Origin of the sequence: Acidovorax sp. 1608163, assembly GCF_003669015.1 — a bacterium.
Lineage (GTDB): Bacteria > Pseudomonadota > Gammaproteobacteria > Burkholderiales > Burkholderiaceae_C > Acidovorax.
Map to the genome: position 1 here is coordinate 3,398,790 of NZ_CP033069.1, position 23,723 is coordinate 3,422,512.

At 63.8% G+C, this 23,723-nt stretch carries 18 protein-coding genes; 9 read left to right on the plus strand and 9 right to left on the minus strand.

The genetic code is table 11. The features are described 5' to 3' along the window. Positions 1–10 precede the first annotated feature (10 nt). Both EAG14_RS15080 and EAG14_RS15085 read left to right on the plus strand, forming a co-directional pair. Positions 11–2,080: an ATP-binding protein gene (locus EAG14_RS15080; protein WP_162996015.1), complete on the plus strand. Its 2,070-nt coding sequence runs from the start codon at positions 11–13 to the stop codon at positions 2,078–2,080. A gap of 102 nt (positions 2,081–2,182) precedes the next feature. Then, entirely contained in the window at positions 2,183–3,502 is a 1,320-nt protein-coding gene (locus EAG14_RS15085; protein WP_121729378.1) for a tetratricopeptide repeat protein, read from the plus strand. Between the two features lie 116 nt (positions 3,503–3,618). On the opposite strand, the gene EAG14_RS15090 is transcribed toward EAG14_RS15085, so the two are convergent. Both EAG14_RS15090 and EAG14_RS15095 read right to left on the minus strand, forming a co-directional pair. Then, positions 3,619–4,560: a bestrophin family protein gene (locus EAG14_RS15090; RefSeq protein ID WP_121729379.1), complete on the minus strand. Its 942-nt coding sequence runs from the start codon at positions 4,558–4,560 to the stop codon at positions 3,619–3,621. Between the two features lie 88 nt (positions 4,561–4,648). Beyond that, the gene (locus tag EAG14_RS15095) at positions 4,649–5,206 is read right to left on the minus strand and encodes an HNH endonuclease (protein ID WP_099658432.1); all 558 of its coding nucleotides are present in this window, start codon (positions 5,204–5,206) and stop codon (positions 4,649–4,651) included. 236 nt (positions 5,207–5,442) lie between these two features. Between EAG14_RS15095 and EAG14_RS15100 the strand changes: the two genes are divergently transcribed. From EAG14_RS15100 to EAG14_RS15115, 5 genes are all read left to right on the plus strand, one after another. Further along, entirely contained in the window at positions 5,443–6,573 is a 1,131-nt protein-coding gene (locus EAG14_RS15100) for a bifunctional riboflavin kinase/FMN adenylyltransferase (RefSeq protein ID WP_121729380.1), read from the plus strand. 108 nt (positions 6,574–6,681) lie between these two features. Further along, complete coding sequence (gene ileS, locus EAG14_RS15105) at positions 6,682–9,549, plus strand: isoleucine--tRNA ligase (protein ID WP_121729381.1); 2,868 nt, start codon at positions 6,682–6,684, stop codon at positions 9,547–9,549. Then, a complete protein-coding gene (lspA, locus tag EAG14_RS15110) occupies positions 9,550–10,059 on the plus strand; it encodes a signal peptidase II (RefSeq protein ID WP_099658429.1) in 510 nt (169 codons plus the stop codon). Positions 10,060–10,264: 205 nt separating this feature from the next. Continuing rightward, the gene (locus EAG14_RS22880) at positions 10,265–10,402 is read left to right on the plus strand and encodes a hypothetical protein (protein WP_158236290.1); all 138 of its coding nucleotides are present in this window, start codon (positions 10,265–10,267) and stop codon (positions 10,400–10,402) included. Further along, positions 10,399–12,057, plus strand: coding sequence for a Na/Pi cotransporter family protein (locus EAG14_RS15115; RefSeq protein WP_099740462.1), 1,659 nt, complete (start codon positions 10,399–10,401; stop codon positions 12,055–12,057). Before EAG14_RS22880 ends, EAG14_RS15115 begins: the two co-directional genes overlap by 4 nt. A 48-nt stretch (positions 12,058–12,105) precedes the next feature. Here the strand turns inward: EAG14_RS15115 and EAG14_RS15120 are convergent, their stop codons facing one another. Together EAG14_RS15120 and EAG14_RS15125 are read right to left on the minus strand one after the other, a co-directional pair. After that, the gene (locus EAG14_RS15120) at positions 12,106–13,026 is read right to left on the minus strand and encodes a shikimate dehydrogenase (protein WP_121729382.1); all 921 of its coding nucleotides are present in this window, start codon (positions 13,024–13,026) and stop codon (positions 12,106–12,108) included. A 102-nt stretch (positions 13,027–13,128) separates the two neighbouring features. Then, a complete protein-coding gene (locus EAG14_RS15125) occupies positions 13,129–14,127 on the minus strand; it encodes a bile acid:sodium symporter family protein (protein ID WP_121729383.1) in 999 nt (332 codons plus the stop codon). A 125-nt stretch (positions 14,128–14,252) separates the two neighbouring features. Here EAG14_RS15125 and EAG14_RS15130 point away from each other — a divergent pair, with 125 nt between their 5' ends. Next, positions 14,253–15,152: a LysR family transcriptional regulator gene (locus EAG14_RS15130; protein ID WP_121729384.1), complete on the plus strand. Its 900-nt coding sequence runs from the start codon at positions 14,253–14,255 to the stop codon at positions 15,150–15,152. A 37-nt stretch (positions 15,153–15,189) separates the two neighbouring features. Here EAG14_RS15130 and EAG14_RS15135 read toward each other — a convergent pair whose 3' ends face one another. From EAG14_RS15135 to EAG14_RS15145, 3 genes are all read right to left on the minus strand, one after another. After that, positions 15,190–16,653 (minus strand): flagellin, encoded by a 1,464-nt coding sequence (locus tag EAG14_RS15135; RefSeq protein WP_121729385.1) that lies wholly within the window; start codon positions 16,651–16,653, stop codon positions 15,190–15,192. A gap of 136 nt (positions 16,654–16,789) precedes the next feature. Beyond that, the gene (locus EAG14_RS15140) at positions 16,790–17,638 is read right to left on the minus strand and encodes an NUDIX domain-containing protein (RefSeq protein ID WP_371414423.1); all 849 of its coding nucleotides are present in this window, start codon (positions 17,636–17,638) and stop codon (positions 16,790–16,792) included. Positions 17,639–17,655: 17 nt separating this feature from the next. After that, positions 17,656–18,639, minus strand: coding sequence for a quinone oxidoreductase (locus EAG14_RS15145; RefSeq protein ID WP_121729386.1), 984 nt, complete (start codon positions 18,637–18,639; stop codon positions 17,656–17,658). A 183-nt stretch (positions 18,640–18,822) separates the two neighbouring features. Here EAG14_RS15145 and EAG14_RS15150 point away from each other — a divergent pair, with 183 nt between their 5' ends. Continuing rightward, positions 18,823–19,722 carry a DMT family transporter gene (locus EAG14_RS15150; RefSeq protein WP_099658423.1) on the plus strand — a complete coding sequence of 300 codons (900 nt, stop codon included), beginning with the start codon at positions 18,823–18,825 and terminating at the stop codon, positions 19,720–19,722. A gap of 21 nt (positions 19,723–19,743) precedes the next feature. Here EAG14_RS15150 and EAG14_RS15155 read toward each other — a convergent pair whose 3' ends face one another. Together EAG14_RS15155 and EAG14_RS15160 are read right to left on the minus strand one after the other, a co-directional pair. After that, positions 19,744–22,413, minus strand: a complete 2,670-nt coding sequence (locus tag EAG14_RS15155; protein ID WP_121729387.1) for an EAL domain-containing protein — start codon at positions 22,411–22,413, stop codon at positions 19,744–19,746. Next, positions 22,410–23,516 (minus strand): TRAP transporter substrate-binding protein, encoded by a 1,107-nt coding sequence (locus EAG14_RS15160; protein ID WP_371414363.1) that lies wholly within the window; start codon positions 23,514–23,516, stop codon positions 22,410–22,412. The genes EAG14_RS15155 and EAG14_RS15160 overlap by 4 nt, the downstream gene beginning before the upstream one ends. Positions 23,517–23,723: the final 207 nt, after the last annotated feature.

Genomic DNA, 23,723 nt, shown 5'->3' on the forward strand with positions numbered 1-23,723 from the left:
GAACCCGGCCATGCACAACAACTCACAAAAACTCACAACACACCCTCTCTTACTGCTTCTGCGCCGGCGTCTGTGGGTTTCTCTGTTGGCCACTCTGTTGCTTAGTAGCTTGATCACACTGGCGGTGCCTTTGGCCCACGCAATGGACCCCGCCACAGAGACCCATCTCCGGCTGGGCTGGGACATTCCCGTGGAGCGGGTGGACGACCTGGAGAGCCACTTGGGGCCCGAGGACGTCGGCAATTCGGAAAGCCCATCGGTCCCCACATCCACACTGAATCAATCGCTGAACGCGGGCTACCTGAAGCATGTGGTGTGGCTTAAATTCAACACACCCAGCCCCCAAGGACACGCCGATGACCAACGGCTGTGGCTGCTGGCGCAACCCACCTACCTGGACCAAGTCACCGTGTACCAGCAGAGTGGCAGCACGGGCGCATGGGTTCCCCAGTTCAGCGGCGACCTTGTTCCAGCCCCTCAGAAGCCACGCGTGCGGCAACATCTGTTTCGGCTTTCGCCCGGGCAACTCACCCTGGTCAGGATTCAGACCACGAGCGCCACCCAGTTTCAAGGCAAGGTGCTGTCCGGTCAGGCGCTGGTGCGCGAACTCACGGCGGCGGAGCACTACCAGGGGCTTTACTTCGGCGCAGTGGGTGCATTGCTGGCGGGGGTGCTGGCAGCAGCCCTCATTTTCAAAACCCCTGCCCTGCGTGCGGTAGCGGGCCTCGGGTTCATCAGCACCATCCACTTGGTCAACGTGCGTGGCTACACCAGCCTTTGGGCAACACCGCAATGGACCGAGTGGGCCAGCCAGGCCGTTGGGATCGGTGCCTTCTCCATTGCCGCAGCAATGGCCTGGCAGATCAAAGTCCAACTCACAGCCCGCACCCGGTATCGCAAAACCGACCGACTGCTGTCCGCCCTCATCGCGCTGAATCTGCTTGGCACCCTCAGCGTGCCGCTGAATTTTTACGGATCAGTGGCCTGGATAAACCTGGCTTCGCTGACGATCTGCGATGTGATTGCCACCACGCTGTGCTTGGTGGCATTGCGCCAAGGGCGGCGCACAACACTGCACGCCGTTTTGCTGCTGGCCTATGGCATTCACACCCTCGGCGGGGGACCCATCACGCTCGTCATGCTGGGGCAGTCCCGGTGGGACATTGACGCGACCAACCTGTGGCAGATGGAAATTCTCGTTTTCATCGCACTGCTGGCGATGGCTATTTTTGCGGGCATGGTCGTGCGCTATCGCAAGGCTATTGAGGCCAAAGACCATGCCATCGATCGGCTTGCAGAGTCTGAACACCGGCTGGAAGACGGGATTGCGGTGCGAACGGTCGAGTTGTCCCTTGCGCAGGTCGCGCTGAGCGAAGCCTTGGAGAGCGAGCGCACCTTGCGCCATGAGCAGCGCCAGTTTTTCCACATGATCAGCCATGAGTTCCGCACACCGTTGGCGGTCATCGACAGCGCGGCGGCAGAGCAACAGGCATTTCCCTCAACGGCGATGGAAGACCAAACCGAGCGGGCAGCGCAGATCCGGCGGGCCTGCAGGCGGCTGACTTCATTGGTCGACAGCTGCCTGATCAATGAACGCATGGACACGGCAGGTTTCACGCTGCACCCCTCCCCCGTACACATCACAGACCTCATGGAGCACGCGGCCCAACTGGTGCGCTGGTCTTCCAAACACCATCTGAGACTGTTCACCCATGCCGCTCCCCACGAGTGGATTTGCGACGGCACACTGGTGCGCATTGCCCTGTCCAATCTGGTGGACAACGCTGTCAAGTTCGCCAAGGCTGGAGAAATCTTTATTGCCGCCAGGAAGAACGAAGCGGGGCTGTTGGAGTTTTCCGTGGCCGACGAAGGTTCGGGCATGTCCCTGGAAGTCATGAACAAGATATTTGCCCAGTTTGAGCGCGGAGACCGCACAGACCAAAGCCGTGGATTTGGCCTGGGATTGTGGGTAGCGCGCCGCGTGGCACTGCTGCACGGAGGAGAGATTGATGTGGAATCGCGGCTGGGCCACGGCACCTGCTTTCGACTGACGATTGCCGCACAGCGCCTTGCCAAGTGACGGCATGATGAATCCTGGATAATCAGGGTTTCACAGCCAATCCACAGGCGCAGCAAAGCCTGGCAGGCCGCTATCGGTCTGTTTGCAGCGATCCATGCACCCATGAGCGTTAACGCGACCGACCCCAATCTCAAGCACCTGCAAAAAGCCCGCGAGCAAATCGCCAAGGGCGATCTCAAGAATGCGGCACTGACCCTGAACAAGGCCAACAAGCAATGGCCCCAAGACCCTCGGGTCTTCATGCTGGGCGGCCTGATGGCAGAGAAATCCGGCAACATCAAGGGGGCGTTTGAGGCCCTGCGCAAATCCGTTTCACTCTCGCCAGACTGGGCGCCAGGCCTGTTGGAACTGGCACTGCTGCATGCCCGCCAGAACCAGTTCAAGGATGCCGTGGAAACGGCAGAAAAAGTGGTGGCCCTGGAGCCCAAGAACCTGCAGGTGCTGGCCGGTGTGGTGGACATCGCCCACCGTGCGGGCCACACTGACATGGCCATTCGCCACCTGCGCCGTGGCCTGGAGCTGGTGCCCAACGATGTGATGCTGCGCCGCCTGCTCGCGCGCGATTTGACCGAGCAAAGCCAATTTGAAGAAGCGCTGGCCCTGTGGGCAGGCCTGATTGCCGAAAACCCCAGCGACCATGAATCCCTGGTGGGCCGCGTACAAACGCTGCTGGCTTGCTGCAAGGCCGCAGACGCTCTGCCAGATACCCAAGCCCTGCTGGCGCTGGCACCGCAAGACGAGGTGTACCAGTATTACGCCCAACTGGCCCAGGGCCAGGTGCCCAGCCAGCAACCTCCTGCACTGATGCGCCACCTGTTTGATGGCATGGCCGACGTGTACGACGGGCACATGGTGCGTGGTCTCAAATACCAACTGCCCAAGCAAGTGGCAGAAAAGATCGTGGCGCGCTACCCCGACAAGCACCTGAACTTGCTCGACCTGGGCTGCGGCACCGGGCTGCTGGGGGTGTGCCTGGGCCCATTGAATGGCGGCTACATGATCGGGGTGGACCTGTCCACCAAGATGGTGGAACAAGCGGCGCGCCACAAGGTGTACGACCGCTTCCACACCGTGAACCTGCACGATGCACTGCGCGATACCCCCGATGGTTTGTACCAAGTCATCACGGCGCTGGATGTTTTCATCTACGCCGGCGATCTGACCACGGCCATCCCGAACGCGCTGCGGGTGCTGGCCGCCGATGGCCAACTGATCTTCTCGTGCGAAGCCGCCGATGAAAACGGCCCCGATCTGGTGCTGCAGGCCAATGGCCGCTACACCCACAAGCGCAGCCATGTAGAGGCGCTGTGCCGTGCGGCGGGCTTTGATGAGGTGGGCGTGGAAGACACCACCCTGCGCACGGAAGGCGGCACGCCCGTGCAAGGTTTTGTCGTGACGGCACACAAGCCTGCGGCAGCCTGATGCCCAGACCCTGCGCTCCAGCAGGGATCTTCTCGAAACAAAAGGCCAACCGCATGCGGTTGGCCTTTTTGCTTTTTACGCAGCAACGGGCAAAGACAGGCTTGTGCGTGCCCCACTCAAGTCAGCAGGTAATCCACAGGCAGCAAAGGCGCAGGCAAGTCGCGCTCGCCCAGCGCTTCGCGCAGGTTGATTTCAATGGCCCGACACAGAGTGTCCAGAGGCAAGTCATTGCTCTCCAGGCCAAAGGGCTCTTCGATCTCATCGCCCAGTGCATCCAGCCCAAAGAAGGTGTAAGCCACGATGGCCACCACAAACGGCGTCATGAAGCCTGTGGTGTCCACCAAGCCAAAGGGCAGCAAGAAGCAATACAGGTAAGCCGTGCGGTGCAGCAGCAACGTGTACGAGAAAGGGACCGGGGTGTTGCGAATGCGTTCGCAAGAGGCTGCCGATGCCGTCATGGCCGACAGGGTGGCGTCAATGCCTGCGGCAAGGCAGGGGTCGATGCGCCGCTCACGCAGGCACAGCGCCAAGTCCTGCCCCATGCCCTGCATGATGGCATCAGGGCGCTGCGATGACTGCGCCACACGCGGCCAGTCTTCCGCAGGCAACCAGCGCTGCAGCAGCGCATCATCGCTTTGCGCACGCAAATGCAGACGCAACGCATGCACAAAGGCAATGGCGCGGTGCACCAGGCGCACGCGCACATCGCCCGCGCGATCCAATGGGTCCACGGGCTGGTCCAGCTCAATCAGGCTCAGGCACTGCCGGGACAAGTTGCGCGTGCGCAGCACCAGGTCCCCCCACAGCTTGCGCCCTTCCCAGTAGCGGTCGTAGGCCGTGGTGTTTCTGAAGCCCAAAAAGATGGCCAGCGGCAAACCCATCAGCGTGAAGGGAATCGGCGTCAGGGTGATTTTGAACGTGAACAGGCTGCCGTGGGCCAAGGTGACCCCGGTGGCCAACAGGGTGTTGAACAGCAGCGTCCAGCGAATGCGCTGAAGGATCGAGCCCCGCAGCAGCAGAAACAACCGCAGCCCGGAAGGCCGATCGCGAACAATCATGGGATCAAATCAAGGGGAAACCCTTATTTTTTCACAAACCCATTACCCGACCAGACTGCAACACTGCCCAGGCGCTGTGCCGAACGCGCTAAGCCGACAACCGCGACGACTTGGGCACATGCGCCATCAAAAACTCCATCTGGTCCACCAAGATACGGCGGTTACGCAGGATGAAGTCCTCCCACAGGCTGGGCACGTAGGGGGTGTAAAGCAAAGGCATGTGGGCCTGCTCGGGGGTGCGTGGGCCTTTGCGGTGGTTGCAGGCGCGGCAGGCCGTCACCACATTCATCCAGTGGTCCTGCCCATGGTGGGCAAAGGGCACGATGTGCTCACGGGTGAGTTCTTCCTCATGAAAATGCCCGCCGCAGTAGGCACAGACATTCCGATCGCGCGCAAACAGCTTGCTGTTGGTCAGGCCTGGTTTGAGGTCAAACGGATTGATGCGTGGCACGCCCTTGGTGCCGATGATGCTGTTAACCGCAATCACCGACTGCTCGCCCGTTACAGCGTTGTGCCCACCTCGAAAACGCGCGATCTGCGCGCCGGACTCCCAGCGCACTTCACCCGCAGCGTAATGAATGACCGCTTGCTCCAGCGTAATCCACGATTGGGGCAGCCCTTGGGCTGACAGCTTCAAGACCTTCAAAACACGCCTCCTGGAACTCTGGGTACACAAGGATTCGGAACTCGGATGTCTCGGGATGGCCCTGGGTCGGCGCCATTCAGGCCCTCTTGCACGCCAGCCCCGTCCAGTTACGCTCGTGCGTGGGGCAAAGTGTCACAAGAAGAAGCCTCGGTCACAATATACTCCGTTTTCATGACAAATTGGCGTCTTGCGCTTGATCTGTGAGCGCTAGCTGCTATCAAAAAGATAACAAACCGATGAAGATTTTTCGCGGATTTCACCACCCCGGCATCGCCCGCGCGTGCGCGTTGACCATCGGTAATTTCGACGGCGTGCACCGTGGCCACCAGGCCATGCTGGCGCTGCTGAACAACGAAGCCGCCCACCGAGGGGTGGAGAGTTGCGTGCTGACCTTTGAGCCGCACCCCCGCGACTACTTTGCCGGCGCGCTGCACAAGCCCGAGCTGGCCCCGGCCCGCATCGGCACACTGCGCGACAAGCTGACCGAGCTGGAGCGCTGTGGCGTGCAGCAGGTGGTGGTGCTGCCATTCAGCGCACGCCTGGCCGCACAAACTCCACAGGCGTTCATCGACGAGGTGCTGGTGCAAGGCCTGGGGGTGCGCTATGCGCTGGTGGGCGACGATTTTCGCTTTGGCGCCCAGCGCGCGGGCGACTACGCCATGCTGGATGCGGCAGGCCAAGCCCAGGGCTTTGACGTGGCCCGCATGAACAGCTACGAGGTTTCTTACCCCCACACTCCGCACTTCGTGTCGTCGTTGCCCCCCGAGGGGGCTGGGCCCGCCTTGGGGCGGCCCGGCGGCGGCCCCGGCCTGCGCGTTTCCAGCTCTGCCGTACGCCATGCTCTGGCGCAGGGCGACATGGAGGCCGCAGCCACCCTGCTGGGGCGCCCCTACACCATCTCTGGCCATGTGGTGCACGGCCGCAAGCTGGGCCGTGAGCTGGGCGCCAGCAAGCAGGGGGCGCAGGACGGGTTTCGCACCCTGAACCTGCGCTTTGCCCATTGGAAGCCTGCCGCCAGCGGCATCTTTGCCGTGCTGGTGCACGGCCTGGGCGCAGCGCCCTTGCCCGGCGTGGCCAACCTGGGGGTGCGCCCCTCACTGGACCCGAGCGACGTCAATGGCGGCCGGGTGCTGCTGGAAACCCATTGCCTGGACTGGCCCTCCACCCTGGGGCCCGAGGGGGCGTACGGTAAAATCATCCGGGTGGAACTTCTGCACAAACTGCACGACGAGCTCAAGTACGACGGTCTCGATGCCTTGACGAAGGGCATTGCGAAAGACTGCGCCGATGCGCGAGCGTACTTTGCCTCGGCCCAAGCCCCCTCGCACACCGAAACCCGTCGCCAGACCACGCGCGACCGAATTTAGAGGGCTGCCTGCGCGCAGCGCCTGCGGATTGCAGGCCCACCTCTGTCTTTGCATCCCTCGTTTTTCGCGCCGGGTCTGCCCCGGATTGCACCGTTTTAAGGCTTCTTCATGTCCGATAACGCCAGCCCCACCCCGTCCAGCGGCACTACTGCAGTGGACTACCGCGCCACGCTGAACCTGCCCGACACCAGCTTCCCCATGCGCGGCGACCTGCCCAAGCGCGAACCAGGCTGGGTCAAGGAGTGGGAAGACCAGGGCATGTACAAGCGCCTGCGCGATGCCCGCCATGGCGCGCCCAAGTTCATCCTGCACGACGGCCCGCCCTACGCCAATGGCCAGATCCACATGGGCCATGCGGTCAACAAGATCCTCAAAGACATGATCACCAAGGCGCGCCAACTCGAAGGCTTTGACGCGCTGTACGTGCCCGGCTGGGATTGCCACGGTCTGCCCATCGAGAACGCCATCGAAAAGCTGCACGGCCGCAACCTGCCGCGTGACGAAATGCAGGCCAAGAGCCGCGCCTTCGCCACCGAGCAGATCGCGCAGCAAATGACGGACTTCAAGCGCCTGGGCGTTTTGGGCGAATGGGACAACCCCTACAAGACCATGAACTTCGCCAACGAAGCGGGCGAAATCCGTGCGTTCAAACGCGTGATGGAGCGTGGCTTTGTGTACCGTGGCCTCAAGCCCGTGTACTGGTGCTTTGACTGCGGCTCGTCGCTGGCCGAGTTCGAGATCGAGTACCAAGACAAGAAGAGCACCACGCTGGATGTGGCCTTCAAGTCACACGACCCAGCCCAGCTGGCCGCAGCTTTTGGCCTGCCCTCGCTAACCAAAGACGCGTTTGTGGTCATCTGGACCACCACCGCGTGGACCATCCCCGCCAACCAGGCCCTGAACCTGAACCCCGAAATCACCTACGCGCTGGTCGATGCAGGCGAACGCCTGCTGCTGGTGGCCGAGCCCCTGGTGGCCTCGTGCCTGGAGCGCTACGGCCTCACGGGCAGCGTGCTGGCCACCACCCTGGGCAAGAACCTGGGCGGCCTGGAGTTTGAACACCCCTTGTACGACGTCGATGCAGGCTACCGCCGCCTCGCCCCGGTGTACCTGGCAGACTACGCCACAGCCGATGACGGCACGGGTATCGTGCACTCGTCGCCCGCCTACGGTCTGGAAGACTTTAACTCCTGCCGCGCGCACGGTATGGCGCTGGACGACATCCTGAACCCCGTGCAAGGCAACGGCACCTACGCGGCCGACTTCCCGCTGTTCGGCGGCCTGCACATCTGGAAGGCCGTGCCCGTCATCATCGAAGCGCTGCGCAAGGCGGGCCGCCTGATGACCACCAAGGACATCACCCACAGCTACCCACACTGCTGGCGCCACAAGACGCCGGTGATCTACCGCGCCGCCGCCCAGTGGTTCATCCGCATGGACGAAGGTGAAGGCGTGTTCACAAAAGCGGGCGAGAAGCCCGCCAAGACGCTGCGCCAGATTGCCCTGGACGCCATCGAGCACACCAGCTTCTACCCCGAGAACGGCAAGGCCCGCCTGCACGACATGATCGCCGGGCGGCCCGACTGGTGCATCTCGCGCCAGCGCAGCTGGGGCGTGCCCATCCCGTTCTTTCTGCACAAGGATTCGGGCGAGCTGCACCCGCGCACCATGGAAATCATGGACCAGGCGGCAGCCATCGTTGAAAAGGGCGGCATCGAGGCCTGGAGCCGCGTGACGACCGAAGAAATCCTGGGCGCTGAAGACGCCCCCCACTACACCAAGAGCACCGACATCCTGGAAGTGTGGTTTGACTCCGGCTCCACCTTCAGCCACGTGCTGCGTGGCACGCACCCCAACGTGCACCACGACACCGGCCCCGAGGCCGACCTGTACCTGGAAGGCCACGACCAGCACCGGGGCTGGTTCCACAGCTCACTGCTGCTGGCCAGCGCGCTGGAAGGCCGTGCGCCCTACCGTGGCCTGCTCACGCACGGCTTCACCGTGGATGCCAAGGGCATCAAGATGAGCAAATCGCTCAAGAACGGCATCGATCCTCAGGAGATCAGCAACAAGCTGGGCTCGGAAATCATCCGCCTGTGGGTGGCCGCCAGCGACTACTCCGGCGACATCGCGGGCGACGAGAAGATCCTCGCCCGGGTGGTGGACGCGTATCGCCGCATCCGCAACACCCTGCGCTTCTTGCTGGCCAACGTGAGCGACTTTGATCCCACGAAGGACGCCGTGCCATTTGGCGACATGCTGGAGATCGACCGCTACGCCCTCACCCGCGCAGCCGAATTCCAGGCCACGGTGCTGGCCCACTACAAGGTGTATGAATTCCACCCCGTGGTGGCCAAGCTGCAGCTGTACTGCTCGGAAGACTTGGGCGGCTTCTACCTGGACGTGCTCAAGGACCGCCTGTACACCACAGCCCCCAAGAGCCTGGCCCGCCGCAGCGCCCAGACCGCGCTGTACCAGATCACCCACGCCATGCTGCGCTGGATGGCGCCGTTCCTCTCCTTCACGGCCGAAGAGGCATGGAAGGTGTTTGGCAGCTCCGACTCCATCTTCCTGGAGACCTATGGCTCCATCGCCAGCGCCGACGAAGGCCTGCTGGCCAAGTGGACACGCATCCGCGAGATCCGCGACGTGGTGAACAAGGAGATCGAGACGCTGCGCGCCGCAGGCCAGGTGGGCTCGCCCCTGCAAGCCAACGTGACGCTCACGGCAGCCCCCGAGGACTACGCCTTGCTGAGCAGCCTGGGTGACGACCTGAAGTTTGTGTTCATCATCTCCGCTATCGAATTGGCAGCTGGTAGCGCTTTGCAGATCAGCGTTACAAGCAGCTCCAGTGCCAAATGCGAGCGCTGCTGGCACTACCGCGACGATGTAGGCCAAGACGCAGCCCACCCCACCATTTGCGGCCGCTGCACCAGCAACCTCCATGGCGCCGGTGAAAACCGGGTGTGCGCTTAAATGGCGGGCGCGCAAACCTTCGGCGGGCAGTCTGTGGCCCGCAGCATGGGCTGGTGGCTGCTGTGGGCCGTGGTCATTGTGGTGGCCGACCAGTGGACCAAGGACCTGATCCTGCGCAACTACCAATGGGGTGAAGCCACGCACATCACGGGCTTCTTCAACATCGTGCGCGCCCACAACACCGGTGCGGCGTTTTCCTTCCTGTCGAATGCAGGGGGATGGCAGCGTTGGCTGTTCACGGGCATTGGGGCCGTGGCCAGCATTTTCATTGTGTGGCAGCTGTACAAGCACCCCACCCAAAAGCTGTTTTGCTTTGCGCTGGCCAGCGTCATGGGTGGCGCCATCGGCAATGTGGTGGACCGCCTCATGCACGGCTACGTGGTGGATTTTCTGGACTTCCACGCCATGGGCACGCACTTCCCCGCGTTCAATGTGGCGGACTCCGCCATCACCGTGGGGGCTGTTTGCCTGATTCTGGATGAACTGCTGAGAGCGCGTCGCGAGCGCTGAGCCGGTGCAGCCACACTGTGGCGCCCTTCCCCACCCAACGGCCCGCCTTGTGCGGGCCGTTGGCGTTATGGCATGTGCCACATGCGTCATGCACGATGCCTCGCCAGCCTCATGGGCTTCTGCGCGGACGCTATCGATTCAGGAGTATGCTTGTGTGTCAATTTGATGAAAAACAAGGGTGAGCGCGTTTTTTGCATAACCCGTTATGCGATCGCTCAACGGCCCGGCCAGCACCTGCAGTGTTTCGGCCAAAGGTCGGCAAGAGCCACGCGACATGCTGCGGGTGGGTGCTGAACAAGCCCGCCGCAAGCACCACAACAAGAACAACGACGGTATTTCATGAAGCATCTGTTGAACCTACTGGCCGCTGTGGCCCTGCTCATCTGGGGCACCCATCTGGTGCGCACCGGCATCCTGCGTGTGTTTGGCGCCAACCTGCGCCAGCTCATCGCCCGCAGCGTCAGCACGCGGTTCACGGCGGTGCTGTCCGGCATGGGGGTCACGGCGCTGGTGCAGTCCAGCACAGCCACGGCGCTCATCGTGTCATCGTTCGTAGGCCAGGGGCTGGTGGGGCTGCCTGCGGCGCTGGCCGTGATGCTGGGGGCCGACGTGGGCACCAGCGTGATGGCGGTGGTGTTTGCCATGGACCTGTCCTGGCTGTCGCCCCTCTTCATCTTTGTGGGGGTGGTGCTGTTCATCTCGCGCAAAGACACGGCCGTGGGCCGCGTGGGGCGAGTGCTCATTGGCCTGGGCCTGATGCTGCTGGCGCTGCGGCTGATCACCGAATCCACCACCGTCCTCACCCAGTCACCCACCGTGCGCACCCTGCTGGGCGCACTCACCAGCGATTTGCTGCTGGAGATTTTCACGGGCTCGGTGCTGGCCGTACTGTCTTACTCCAGCCTGGCCACTGTGCTGCTCACGGCCACGCTGGCGGGCTCTGGCGGTATTCCGGTGGACGTGGCCCTGGGCCTGGTGGTGGGGGCCAACCTGGGCAGTGGCCTGCTGGCCGTGCTCACCACACTCAAGGCCAATGTGCAGACCCGGCAGGTTCCGATGGGCAACCTGATGTTCAAAGTCATCGGCGTGGTCATCATGACCCCGCTGATTGGCCTGTGGCTGCGCCACGCACGCCCCTATGTGCCCGACACCGCGAGCCTGGTGGTGCTGTTCCACCTCGCGTTCAACCTGGTGGTGGGCCTGGTGTGCATCGGGCTCACCCGCCCCGTGTCCAGGCTGGTTCAGCGCATTCTGCCCACGGCCGATGCGCAAGCCCCGTCGGCAGGCAGCCGCCCGCAGCACCTGGACCCTTCCGCGCTCGCCACCCCCTCACTGGCCATCTCCTGCGCCGCCCGCGAGGCGCTGCACCAGGCCGACGTGGTCGAGTCCATGCTGCTGGGCCTGCACCAGGTGATTCGCACCGATGACCAGAAGCTGGCAGAAGACCTGCGCAAGCTCGACGACCAAGTCGATGGCCTGTACTCGGCCATCAAGTACTACATGACCAAGATCTCTCGCGAAGCGCTGGACGAGCGCGAGGGGCGGCGCTGGGCCGACATCATCAGCTTCACCATCAACATGGAACAGATTGGCGACATCATCGAGCGCGTGTTGATCGACATCGAGGACAAGAAGATCAAAAAGGGCCGCCAGTTCTCCGAGGCTGGCATGGAAGAAATCAACGAGCTGCACACCCGCCTGGTGGCCAACCTGCGCCTGGCCATGAGCGTGTTCCTCAACGGCAACGTGCGCGATGCACAAAAGCTGCTGGAAGAAAAAGCACGCTTTCGTGACCTGGAGCGTGCCTACTCGGCCACCCACCTGGCGCGCCTGTCGGACAACACGGTGCAGAGCATCGAGACCAGTTCCCTGCACATTGACCTGATCAGCGAACTCAAGCGCATCAACTCGCTGCTGTGCTCCATTGCCTACCCCATCCTGGAGTCCGCTGGCGCGCTGGCCCCCAGCCGCCTCAAGCCCACGCCCGATCAGGTGTGACGTTGCGACAACGTCGACTGCATCGGGTAGCAGTCAGCGGGCATTCGGTCAGGCCACGCTGGTGCAGGGGTAGCGCAGGGGCTGGGTGATCTCGGCCGCCAGCGCAGGTGGGTAGATCAGTTCACGCACAAAGTTCGCGTCCTCGCGCACCATCTGCGCAGCCTCTGGCAGGCCAAAGTAGTCCAGGTAAAACGGCATCTGCTGGATGAGCATCTCAAACCCCGGCTGCGCATGCAGCCCACGCGAGCGGGCGGCGCGCACCAGCGGGGTGGGCTGGTTGCGCAGCAAGATGTCAAACAGCGCGGCATGCGGCTCCATGCGATCCACATCGCAGGGCAGCGGGTCATCGTTACCCAGCCCCACGGCCGATGCGTTGACCACCAGGTCGTAGCCAGCGGGGTCACTGCTGTCCACCGCGACCACATTGGCGTCAAAAAATCCATCCAGCTCCGTGGCCAGCCCAATCGCCTTGCCGGGCACAGGGTCGTAGAAGGCGATGAACTCGGCGCCCTGGGTGGTGCCGCCTTGCGCCAGAGACACCCCAATGGCTGCAGCACTTACCCCTGCACCCAAAATCAGCACACGCTTGCCCCTGTAGGGAATGTTGAACCAATCGAGGGCACCCAAAATACCTTCGCCGTCAAACAAATCACCTTCGAGCTGGCCTTCGCTGGTCCGGCGCACGATGTTGACCGAGCGCGCCACCCGCGCCACCAGCCCGCAGCTGTCCAGCAAATGCACCACCTGCGGCTTGTGGGGCGGCGCAATGATCACGCCCTTCACGTTGCGCGCCAAAAACGTCGCCTTGAGCCACACGGCAAAGTCCCGTTCACGCACCTGCACCGGCAACATCACCGCGTCCAGGCCGCAGCGCTCAAACACCTTGTTGAACATGCGCGGTGCCCGCACGTTGGTGATGGGGTCCCCCGGGATCAGATAGATGTCGGTGCCGCCAGAAATCTTTGCCATACAGGTCTCGCTGAAAAAAGCAGGGCCCGGGCGCTGCGGGCCGGGCGGGTGTCATCGCAAGCCTGCGACTTTAATCCCAAATGGGCACGGCCCCCCCGTGCCTCATTCGCCTGCAGGCACTTGCCCATCGCGCCGCGCATAGCGCTGCGCCAGCACCGCGCACACCATCAGCTGCATCTGGTGGAACACCATGAGCGGCAGCACGATGGCGCCCACTGCATGCGATGCAAACAGCACCTTGGCCATGGGCACGCCGCTGGCCAGGCTCTTTTTAGAGCCGCAGAACACGATGGTGATTTCGTCCTCTTTGGAGAAGCCCATGCGCCGCGCGGCCCAGGTGGTGGTGGCCAAGGCCAAGGCCAGCAGCATGGCGCACACCACCAACAGGCCCAACAAGGCTGGCAGCGGCAACTGCTGCCACAGCCCTTCCACCACCGCCGCGCTGAACGCGGTGTACACCACCAGCAAGATAGAACCCTGGTCCACAAACTTGAGCACAGCAGCCCGGCGCTTGACGAAGCCACCGATCCAGGGGCGCAGCAAGTGGCCCGCCACAAAAGGCACCAACAACTGCAGCATGATGCGGCCGATGTTGGCCAATGCATCGGGCTGCGCAGAGCCTGCCGTGTGCTGCGCCTCAGGCAACAGCAGGCCCACCAGCACCGGGGTGATCACAATGCCCAGCAGCGTGGACGCCGATGCACTGCAAATGGCCGCAGGCATGTTGCCGCGCGCCATGGCAGTGAAGGCAATGGCTGACTGCACCGTGGCAGGCAACACGCACAGGTACAGGATGCCGGTGTAAAGCCCCGGAGTGACCAAGCCCTGCAGCACAGGCCGCAGCGCCCAGCCCAGCAATGGAAACAGCACAAACGTGGCCCCCACCACCACGAGGTGCAGCCGCCAATGCGACAGCCCCGCCACGATGGCATCGCGCGAAAGCTTGGCCCCGTGCAAGAAGAACAGCAGCGCCACAGCGGCCACCGTCAGCCCCTCCAGCGTCTGGGCGGCCACGCCCGATGCAGGCAGCACGCTGGCCACCGTCACGGTGCCCAGCAAGGCGAGTGTGAAATTGTCAGGAAGAAAGCGGGAACGGGCCATGGGTCAAAACACACGCAAAGTCATGAACAGGGAGCACTGGCAAACCAGGGCCAAGGACTTGCATTGGACCCCAGCCCCATTCCAAAGAGAAATGGATTTCTCTGATGGATTTATGATTTGAGCGCATGAATATCACCCTGCGCCAATTGCACGTATTCCAGTCGGTGGCGGACACCCGCAACTTCAGCCGCACCGGCGATGCCGTGGGGCTGACCCAACCGGCCGTGAGCCGCTGCATCACCGAACTAGAGGCCCAACTGGGCCTGAAGCTGCTCAACCGCACCACGCGGGAGGTGACACTGACCGACGCAGGCCAGCGCCTGGCGGCACGCCTGCCCCGCGTGCTGGAGGAGCTGGAAACCACCCTGCTGGATGTGCGCGAGCTAGCGACTGAACGGCGTGGCCGCGTGCGCGTGGCCAGCAGCCCCACGCTGTCGGCCAACCTGATGCCCGACTGCATTGCCCAGGCCCACAGCGCCCTGCCAGGGCTGGAGCTGGTGCTGCTGGACCGCATTCAGAGCGCGGTACTGGCCAGCGTGTTGTCGGGCGAGGTGGACTTTGGTGTGGTGATCGATCCCAGCGAGCGCGATGCCCTGCACTGCGAGACCATCCTGACCGAGCCCTTTTGTCTGGCCTGCCCACCCGGCCACCGACTGGTCCGCAAGCGCCAGGTGCGCTGGGCTGACCTGCAGGGCGAGGCCCTGGTGCTGCTGGACCACGAATCGGGCAGCCGCCGCCTGATCGACCGCGCCCTGGCCGAGCACAGCGTGCAATGCACAGTGGCGCAAGAGGTGGGCCACCCCACCACCATCTTTCGCATGCTGGATGCGGGGCTGGGCATCTCCGTCATCCCCACCTTGGCCATCCCACCCGAGGGGCTGCCACAGCTGGCCGTGCGCCCCCTGCTCCCCCGCATCAACCGCGAGATCATGCTGGTGCACCGGCGCAACCGGGCGCTCTCGCCGGTGGCACAGGCGGCGTGGGACTTGGTGAGGGATGTGGCGGCGCAGCGGGCAAGCACATGAGCCAGCAAAGGCCTCAGGGGCTTCGGTTGCCCTGGTATCAACGCAGCAGTGACAGCACCCCTTGCGGCAACTGATTGGCCTGGGCCACCATCGCCGTGCCAGCCTGCTGCAAGATTTGCGCACGCGAGAGGTTAGCTGTTTCAGAGGCGAAATCTGCATCCAGGATGCGCGAGCGCGAGGCAGACAGGTTTTCCGAGGTGACCTGCAGGTTCGAGATAGAGGTTTCAAAGCGCGACTGCAACGCGCCGAGCTTGGCGCGTTCACCATTGATGAAACTCAGGGCGGAATCGACCGTCTTGAGTGCATCTGTCGCTTTCGCGAACGTAGTGATGTCCAGCTCAGAGACCTTCTTGATGGTGGACGACGCAGCCGTTGCGGCATTGGTGCCCGTCGCCGTTACAGAAAATGATTTCTCAGAATCCAGGGTGACATAGCCGCTCGTTTTTGCGTTGTCAGATGTGGCGTTGACTGCCAAGACAACCGCAGCGCCCACGTTGGCACCAGCAGCATCCAGTTTCTGGACCGTCACGGTGCCTGCATTGGGGGTGTTGAAGTCATTGATCAGGACATCGTTGCCGGTGGCATTGGTCATCTGTATCTTGGTGCCATCGGCGCTCAAAGCAGCCGTCACCCCGGTCTTAGAAGACTGGTCATTGATAGCGCTGATGGCGGCCGACAAACCATCAGCGGTATTGCTGGCCGACAACGTGAAAGAAATCGACTGACCCACTGTATTGTCGGACTGGATAGCCAGCGTATAAGCCCCGGCAGCCCCAAACGCTACGCTCAACTCGGTACGGGCGGTTGCGGTAACGCCCGTGTCGGCCTTGACCCCATTCACAGAAGCAGCAATAGCGGATGCGGTCGCCAAAGACGCTACAGCGATGTCTTTGCTACCCACAAAACCGTTCACCGACAGGGTCCCTGCAGTCACTCCATTGTTGTTGTTGTTTGTGGTGGTTGCCGTTCCAGCGGCAAGCACTTGGTTGTTGCCATAACCGTTGGTGCGCAAGTCCCCGGTCGAGGCGACGATGGTTTGGTTTGCGTTGGCCCCCACCTGGAACTGCTGCGTGCCAAAACTGCCATCCATCAGCTTCATACCGTTGAATTCAGTGGTTTTGGAAATGCGGTCCAACTCGCTCACCAACTGACCCACTTCTGCCTGCAGGGCCTGGCGGTCGCCAGCGCTGTTGGTGGCATTGGCAGACTGCACAGCCAGTTCACGCACACGCTGCAAGATATCACCTGAAGCCTTGAGCGCGCCCTCCGCCGTCTGGGCCAGGGATATGCCGTCGTTGGCATTGCGCACCGCCTGGTTCAAGCCTTTGATTTGGCTGGTAAAGCGCTCGGAAATGGCCAGCCCTGCGGCATCGTCCTTGGCGCTGTTGATGCGCAGCCCAGAGGAAAGGCGCTGGATGGAAGTATTGAGCGAAGACTGACTGGCACCGAGGTTGCGCTGTGCGGTCAGTGAGGCGACGTTGGTATTGATGGTGGCTGCCATGCGCGCGATCCTGCTAAGTGTCTTGTGGGTTTCAAGGGCGGTTTAGGCCGACCACTCTCGTATCGGCGCGCTGCCAAAAAACTTGAGCAAAGTCAGGACGCGCTTCGCTCCAACCCTGCGCAGGATCGCGCGCCCGTCACCACCGGTAAAAGCCAGCCAACACCAGTGCGGCTTCTGAGGTAAAAGCCCCCTGCACCATGCGCTCATGCACCTGTGCCGGGGCGAGCAGCTCAAACCGCTCCACCTCTCCGTCCTGGTTGTTGGGCTCCAGTGCGTGCGGCACCTGGGCCTGGAACCAGTCGATGCGCTCGACCATGAAGCCCACGCCACCGCCCTCGCGGCTGGGGCGGCTGAAGTCGACATGGCCGCCGTGGGTGACGGCCTCTAGCTGGGCCACGTCCAGCCCCGCTTCTTCCCAGGTTTCGCGGGCCAAGGCCTGGGGCAATGAATCGGCGGCAGACACCATGCCGCCCATCAGCGTGTCCCACATGCCGGGGTTGTTGGGCTTGGTGAGCGAGCGCTTTTGTACCCACATGCGGCCGTCGGGCGCCAGGCCCACCAGGTGCACGGCGCGCGTGGTGATGCCCAGCACGCGCACGGCGCCCCGCTCTACCGTGCCCACCACCTCGCCTTGCGGGTTGGTCACGGCCAGTTGCTCGTTGCGCCACGGGCCGCAGCGGCCTGCGGCATGCAGGACGGCAGCCACCGCATTGAGCGCTGGGGTGATCTCTTCGGGCGCCACCTGCAAGTGCCATGCGGGCCCTGCACCCAACTCCTGAATTGATAGCTGGTAGCGCTTATCCAGCAAGCGCTGCAGGCCAATCTCATTCAAAAAACCCTGGGCCACCGAACCCACCACCTGCCCTGCTGCCACCAGCGGCATGCGGGCCTGGGCTGCGGGCTGGTGGGCCGCCTGGCGGGCGGTCACCAGCCACTGGGCCAGGGCCGCATGGGGTGGCACGGGGCTGGGCTTCAACGCATTCAACACAGGCACACGCACCGTCACAGCGTGAGGATGGTGCAGCCGGTGGTCTTGCGCGCCTCCAGGTCGCGGTGGGCCTGCTGCACCTCAGCCAGGGGGTAACGCTGGTCGATGTGGATCTTGACTTGGCCGCTGGCGACCACCGCAAACAGGTCGTCGGCCATGGCCTGGGTGGCTTCGCGCGTGGCGATGTGGGTGAACAGCGTTTGGCGCGTGACGTACAACGAGCCCTTGGCGCCCAGCATGCCTGGGGCAAAGGCCGGCGCCGGGCCCGATGCATTGCCAAAGCTGGCCATGAGGCCGAAGGGGCGCAGGCAGTCGAGGGACTTGTCCCAGGTGTCTTTGCCCACCGAGTCGTACACCACCTTGACGCCCTTGCCCCCGGTGATGTCCTTCACGCGGGCGGCAAAGTCTTCTGTGCTGTAGTTGATGGCGTGGGCCGCGCCGTTGGCCAGTGCCAGCTGGCATTTGGCGTCTGACCCGGCCGTGCCGATCAGCTGCAGGCCCAGGGCCTTAGCCCACTGGCAGGCGATGAGCCCCACCCCGCCCGCTGCGGCATGGAACAGCACAAAGTCACCAGGCTGCAGGCCTTCCACCGGCAGTGTTTTCTTGAGCAGGTACTGCGCCGTCAGGCCCTTGAGCATCATGGCAGCGCCGGTCTCAAAGTCGATGGCATCGGGCAGCTTGCACACTGTCTTGGCGGGCATGACACGCGCCTCGCAGTAGCTGCCGGGGGGCGCGCTGGCGTAGGCGGCGCGGTCGCCGGGTTGCAGGTGCGTGACACCCTCGCCCACGGCCTCGACCACCCCGGCGCCCTCCATGCCAATGGTGGCGGGCATGCCCAGCGGGTACAGGCCCGTGCGGTGGTACACGTCAATGAAGTTCAGGCCCACGGCACGGTGGCGGATGCGGATCTCGCCGGGCCCGGGCTCACCCACCGGCACATCAACAATCTGGAGTTCTTCGGGACCACCATGCTGGCGGATCTGGACGGCAAGGCTCATGGCAACAGGCTCCTGTAAGGGGTGGAACGCGCCAACGGCGCGTGCAGGACAAACGGCCGCCATCCTGCCATGAATCCACCAGCCTTGCCTGCCGAGCTTTCTGTGGCACACGAGCGCGACGAAGGGCTGCGCGCAGTACCCCTTCCCTGCAGCGCGCACACCAAGGCCGTTACATTTCTGGGCATGACCCAAAGACTCACGCCCGGCACGGCGGCGCTGCTGGTAACCGCCCCCCTGCTGTGGGCCGGCAACGCCGTGGTAGGCCGACTGGTGCACACCATGATTGCCCCCATCGCCTTGAACTTCATTCGCTGGCTGCTGGCCTTTGCCATCCTGCTGCCCCTGGCGCATGCGGTGTTGCGCAAAGACAGCCCGCTGTGGCCGCACTGGCGGCGTTATGCCGTGCTGGGACTGCTGGGCATTGGGCTGTACAACGCGCTGCAGTACATGGCGCTGCAAACCTCCACGCCCATCAATGTGACGCTGGTGGGCTCCAGCATGCCGGTATGGATGCTGGCCGTGGGCACGCTGTTCTTTGGTGCCAAGGTCACGCGCCAGCAGCTGGCCGGTGCCGTGCTGTCCATCGCCGGGGTGCTCATCGTCTTGAGCCGGGGCGAGTGGGGCCAGTTGCTGGCGCTGCGCCTGGTGCCGGGCGACCTCTTCATGCTGCTGGCCACGGGGTCTTGGTCGTTTTACAGCTGGCTGCTGGTGCGCACCAGCGAGCCCGCCAGCCTGCGGGGTGACTGGGCGGCGTTTTTGATGGCGCAGATGGTGTTCGGCCTGGGCTGGTCGGGCGCATTTGCGGGCGTGGAATGGGGCCTGGGCCGCACGCACATTGACTGGAGCTGGCCCCTGGCGGCGGCGCTGGCCTTCATTGCCGTGGGGCCTGCCGTGCTGGCCTACCGCTGCTGGGGCGTGGGCGTTCAGCGGGCGGGGCCTGCCGTGGCGGGTTTCTTCATCAACCTGACGCCGCTGTTTGCCGCGCTGCTGTCGGCCGCGTTCCTGGGGGAGACGCCGCACCTGTTCCACGGCGTGGCGTTCGCGCTGATCGTGGGAGGGATTGTGGTGTCGTCTAGGCGCTGAGGCGCAGCCCCTCGGAGGGCCTTAGGCCTCCAGACCGGCGGCAGCCGGATCGCGGGCCAGCAGGGCTTCCAGCTCTTGCACAGGCATGGGGTGGCCCAGCAAATAGCCCTGGAAGTAGTGGCAGCCGTAGCGGGCCAATGTGTCGCGCTGCTCGGCGGTTTCCACCCCTTCGGCAATCACGTCCAGCTCCAGGTTGCGCGCCATGCCGATGATGGTCTGCACGATCACATCGTCGGTCTGCTTGGCGCCCAGGTTGCGCACAAAGGACTGGTCGATCTTGAGCTGGTCCAGCGGCAGGCGCGTGAGGTAGGCCAGAGACGAGTAGCCGGTGCCAAAGTCGTCCACCGAAAACCGCACGCCCTTGGTCTTGAGTTGCACCATCTTGGCAATGGTGTCGTCCACATCGTCCAACACCAGTGATTCCGTCAGCTCCAGTTTGAGCAGATGGGCTTGGGCCCCGGTCTCGCGCAGCACCTCGACCACCCGGGCCACAAAGTCGCGCTGGCGAAACTGCCGCGCGCTGACGTTGACCGACACCTGCACATGCTGGTAGCGGGCATCGCCCTTCCAGGCGGCAAGTTGCTCACACGCCGTGCGCAGCACCCAGTGGCCAATGGGCACGATCAACTCGCTCTCCTCGGCAACGGCGATGAACTGCCCTGGCGCCACCAGACCGCGCTCAGGATGGCGCCAGCGGATGAGCCCCTCCACCCCCACGATGCGCCCATCCAGGCGCTGTTGGGGTTGGTAGTGCAGCTCAAACTGGCTGCCCGTGATGGCCAGTTGCAGGTCGTTTTCCAGTTGCACCCGCTGGTTGATGGCGATCTGCATCTGCGGGTCGAAAAAGCACAGCGAGTTGCGCCCCTGCGACTTGACCTGGTACATGGCGATGTCGGCCTGCTTGAGCAGATCGGTGGGGGGCTGCATGTCCAGCCCGATGAGCGTGGCGCCAATGCTGGGAGTGCTGTGGTAGGTGTGTGCACCCAATGCATAGGGCATATTCAAGCGGCGCAAGATCTTCTCGCCCACCCGGCGGGCCAGTGAGGCGGCCTCTTCGCTGCTAGTGGCGAGGTTCTTGAGCATGATCACGAACTCGTCGCCCCCCAGCCGGGCCACGGTGTCTTCGGTGCGCACACAGGCCTTCAGGCGCTGAGCCACTTGGCGCAGCAGCACATCCCCCACCTCATGACCCAGGGTGTCGTTGAGGGTTTTGAAATGGTCCAGGTCCAGAAACAGCAAGGCGCCATGCAGGCCGCTGCGGGCGCTGGCGGCCACCGTCTGCTGGATGCGGTCCATCAGCAAACGGCGGTTGGGCAAGCCGGTGAGCGGGTCGTAGAAAGCCAGGTTTTCGATCTCGGCGCTCGCGCGGCGCAGCTCGGTCACGTCGTGGTAGGTGATCACCAGGCCTGCATCGGGCGTGGCACGCTCGGTGACCTGGATCACGCGCCCATCGGGCAGGCCCTGCTCATGTGGGCCCTGAGGGTTGCGCTGCACTGCCACGCGGTGCTCCACCCAGCGCAATTGCTCCTCGGCACTGGCGTTGTCCAGGTGGTGGCGGGCCTTTTCCATCAGCAGTTCCCGAAAGGGCACCTGCGCTGCCAATTGGCCCTTGAGCCAGGGGTAAATTTCTTCAAAACGCCGGTTCCACTGCACCAGGCGCATCTGGCTGTCGAGCAAGACAAAGCCGCTGACCATGGACTCCAGGGCTTCGTCCAGCGTGGCCTTGGAGTGGGCAATGGCCAGGCGGGCCTGCGTCATGCGGTCGAGGTAGCGCATGGACACCGCGCCCACCAACACCATCATCACCACAAAACCCAAGGTCGTGAGCAGGATGCCGTCGCGGGTAGAACGCCAGGCCACCAGCGCATCGTCACGCGGCACGCTCGCGGCGATGCGCAAGTCCTGGTACATCAAAGGCCGGTACACCACCAGGGCCAGCGCCCCACTCAAACGCGCACGCGCTTGCCATGCCGGGCCCAGCACATCCAGATCGGCCAGCGGCGGCGCCAGGGAGCGGGCCAGCGCGTCTTCTTGCCGAGGCATGGTGAGCAGCGCCTGGCCCGCGGCGCGTTCCAGCGTCACTTGCAGCCCTGCGATGTCCATGCCCTGGGTGAGTACACCCGCCAGCGCGCTGACCGGCACTTCGGCCACGGCCAACATCTGGGTGCCATCGACCAGCCGCATCTGCCGGGCCAGGTACAGCACACGCTCGGCGCTGACAAAGCTCACGGCCGGTGCGCTGACCATCAGCATCGAGACCGGTTGTTCAAACACCGATGCCGCAAAGCCCGCAGGCAGTGACACCGATAGCGAGGCCCCGGCCGCGTCAGACGAAGCGAACACGCGCCCCTGCGTGTCCAACAGCGCCACATAGCGCACCATCAGGTTCTGGCGGGCAGAGCTGCGCAGGCGTTGGCTGGCTACCTCAGGGTCCAGCCACTCGGGGCGCGCGCCTGACAGCTCCAGCATCTCGTCCATGCTGGCCAACAATACGTCCACCGCCAGCAAGGAGCGGTTGAGCGCCGACTCCGCGCTGGACACAAATCGACTGGCACCGCTGGCACTATCGGCCAGCGCCACCTGCCGGGCGTTCAGGATGAGGGTAACGGCCACGGCCACCACGGCCAGCACGAACGACGCGACACCGCCCCACACGAAAAGTTTGATGCGCCGGGGTACCGCCACGTTCATGGGGCTTTAGGGGCCATGATGCCGCGCACCGGCCCGATGGTGGAGTTCCAGACCTGGGCACAGCGGGCGCCACAGCGCTGCAGCCAACGTGGGAGCACGGTCGATGCCAGGATCTCACTGCGGCGGCGCTCATCCTGCGCCGACACAGGCACCACCACCAGACGCCCCTTGCGCCCACCAACGCACTCTGCCGCCCCCCGGTTGCAGGCCATGCCATCGGCTGTTTCCCGCTCGGACTCCGCCCAGATGGAGGACTCCAGCTTGGGCAACTCGCGCCGCAACAACTCGCGCAGGTCTGCAGGCAACGCCGCCCAGGCCGTGCGATTGGCCCCAAACACCGCCAGCCCCCAAGTCACAGGCAGGGCGTGCACATGGGTCATGAGGGTGTGCAAACCCAAGGTGTTGCCCGACATGGTGCCGGTGATGGCGCAGTCGGTGTTGCCCGCCGTGAAGCTGGGCACGATCTGCGCAAACCCCGTCAGTACGGGCTCTGCGCCCAGGGCGCTCACAAAATCAGCCTGGGTGGACGAGGACACACGCACCCGCCGCCCCGACAAGTCCGACAGCCCACGCAATGGCTTGCCGCAAAACACCACCTGGGCTGGGTATACGTAAATGGCCAGAGGCTCCACCCCATGCTGCTCGCGCAGTGTCTTTTCCAGGTAGGGGCGGAATGCCGCCAGCGTGCTGCGCAGGGTGGCAATGTCAGGGTTCAACCCCGCCAGATCGGGGGCGGTGTACTCGGGGTACTGCGCCGTGAAGGAGCTCATCAGCGCCGTGCCAAACGGCACCACCCCCAGCTGCAACAAGCGCAGCATTTCGGTGCCCGGCACGCCAGCACGGTCAAAAGGGACGATCTCAGCGCTGTAGCGCCCACCGCTCAGGCGGGCGAGGTCATGCTTCCAAAACGGCTCTTCGCGGCGCGTGTATTGGCTCAGGTCTGCCAAGCCCCCACGACACGCAGGTGGTAAGGCGCCGCCTGCGGCTTGGCCTGGGGCCATGCCGCCGTAGCCACCAAACCGCCCGCGCAGCAGCACGCCAGAGCAGCGCAGTGGCGAAGCAATCGCAGCGGACGTGATAGGCGAAACATGGCAGCCGGACAACCCTGGTTTGTGAGGAGTCTTGCTTCTCCCAATCGGAAAAGCCAAAAAGCACCACCCTGCGGGCCACAGGCGTAGCGGCGCCCATTGTGCCTACGCTACGCCCGCACCATCCCCCAAATAACCACGTTTGGACACATTTAATTGACACTAATCAAGAGCAGGCGCCCACCTCGAGCACCGCTCACCTGCGTTGCACGACTTGACCGG

Bases quoted from the DNA above. Each gene is read 5' to 3' on its own strand.
- EAG14_RS15080 (WP_162996015.1), top strand. From the start codon at position 11: ATGCACAACAACTCACAAAAACTCACAACACACCCTCTCTTACTGCTT.
- EAG14_RS15085 (WP_121729378.1), top strand. From the start codon at position 2,183: ATGAGCGTTAACGCGACCGACCCCAATCTCAAGCACCTGCAAAAAGCC.
- EAG14_RS15090 (WP_121729379.1), bottom strand. From the start codon at position 4,560: ATGATTGTTCGCGATCGGCCTTCCGGGCTGCGGTTGTTTCTGCTGCTG.
- EAG14_RS15100 (WP_121729380.1), top strand. From the start codon at position 5,443: ATGAAGATTTTTCGCGGATTTCACCACCCCGGCATCGCCCGCGCGTGC.
- ileS (WP_121729381.1), top strand. From the start codon at position 6,682: ATGTCCGATAACGCCAGCCCCACCCCGTCCAGCGGCACTACTGCAGTG.
- lspA (WP_099658429.1), top strand. From the start codon at position 9,550: ATGGCGGGCGCGCAAACCTTCGGCGGGCAGTCTGTGGCCCGCAGCATG.
- EAG14_RS22880 (WP_158236290.1), top strand. From the start codon at position 10,265: ATGCGATCGCTCAACGGCCCGGCCAGCACCTGCAGTGTTTCGGCCAAA.
- EAG14_RS15115 (WP_099740462.1), top strand. From the start codon at position 10,399: ATGAAGCATCTGTTGAACCTACTGGCCGCTGTGGCCCTGCTCATCTGG.
- EAG14_RS15120 (WP_121729382.1), bottom strand. From the start codon at position 13,026: ATGGCAAAGATTTCTGGCGGCACCGACATCTATCTGATCCCGGGGGAC.
- EAG14_RS15125 (WP_121729383.1), bottom strand. From the start codon at position 14,127: ATGGCCCGTTCCCGCTTTCTTCCTGACAATTTCACACTCGCCTTGCTG.
- EAG14_RS15130 (WP_121729384.1), top strand. From the start codon at position 14,253: ATGAATATCACCCTGCGCCAATTGCACGTATTCCAGTCGGTGGCGGAC.
- EAG14_RS15135 (WP_121729385.1), bottom strand. From the start codon at position 16,653: ATGGCAGCCACCATCAATACCAACGTCGCCTCACTGACCGCACAGCGC.
- EAG14_RS15145 (WP_121729386.1), bottom strand. From the start codon at position 18,639: ATGAGCCTTGCCGTCCAGATCCGCCAGCATGGTGGTCCCGAAGAACTC.
- EAG14_RS15150 (WP_099658423.1), top strand. From the start codon at position 18,823: ATGACCCAAAGACTCACGCCCGGCACGGCGGCGCTGCTGGTAACCGCC.
- EAG14_RS15155 (WP_121729387.1), bottom strand. From the start codon at position 22,413: ATGAACGTGGCGGTACCCCGGCGCATCAAACTTTTCGTGTGGGGCGGT.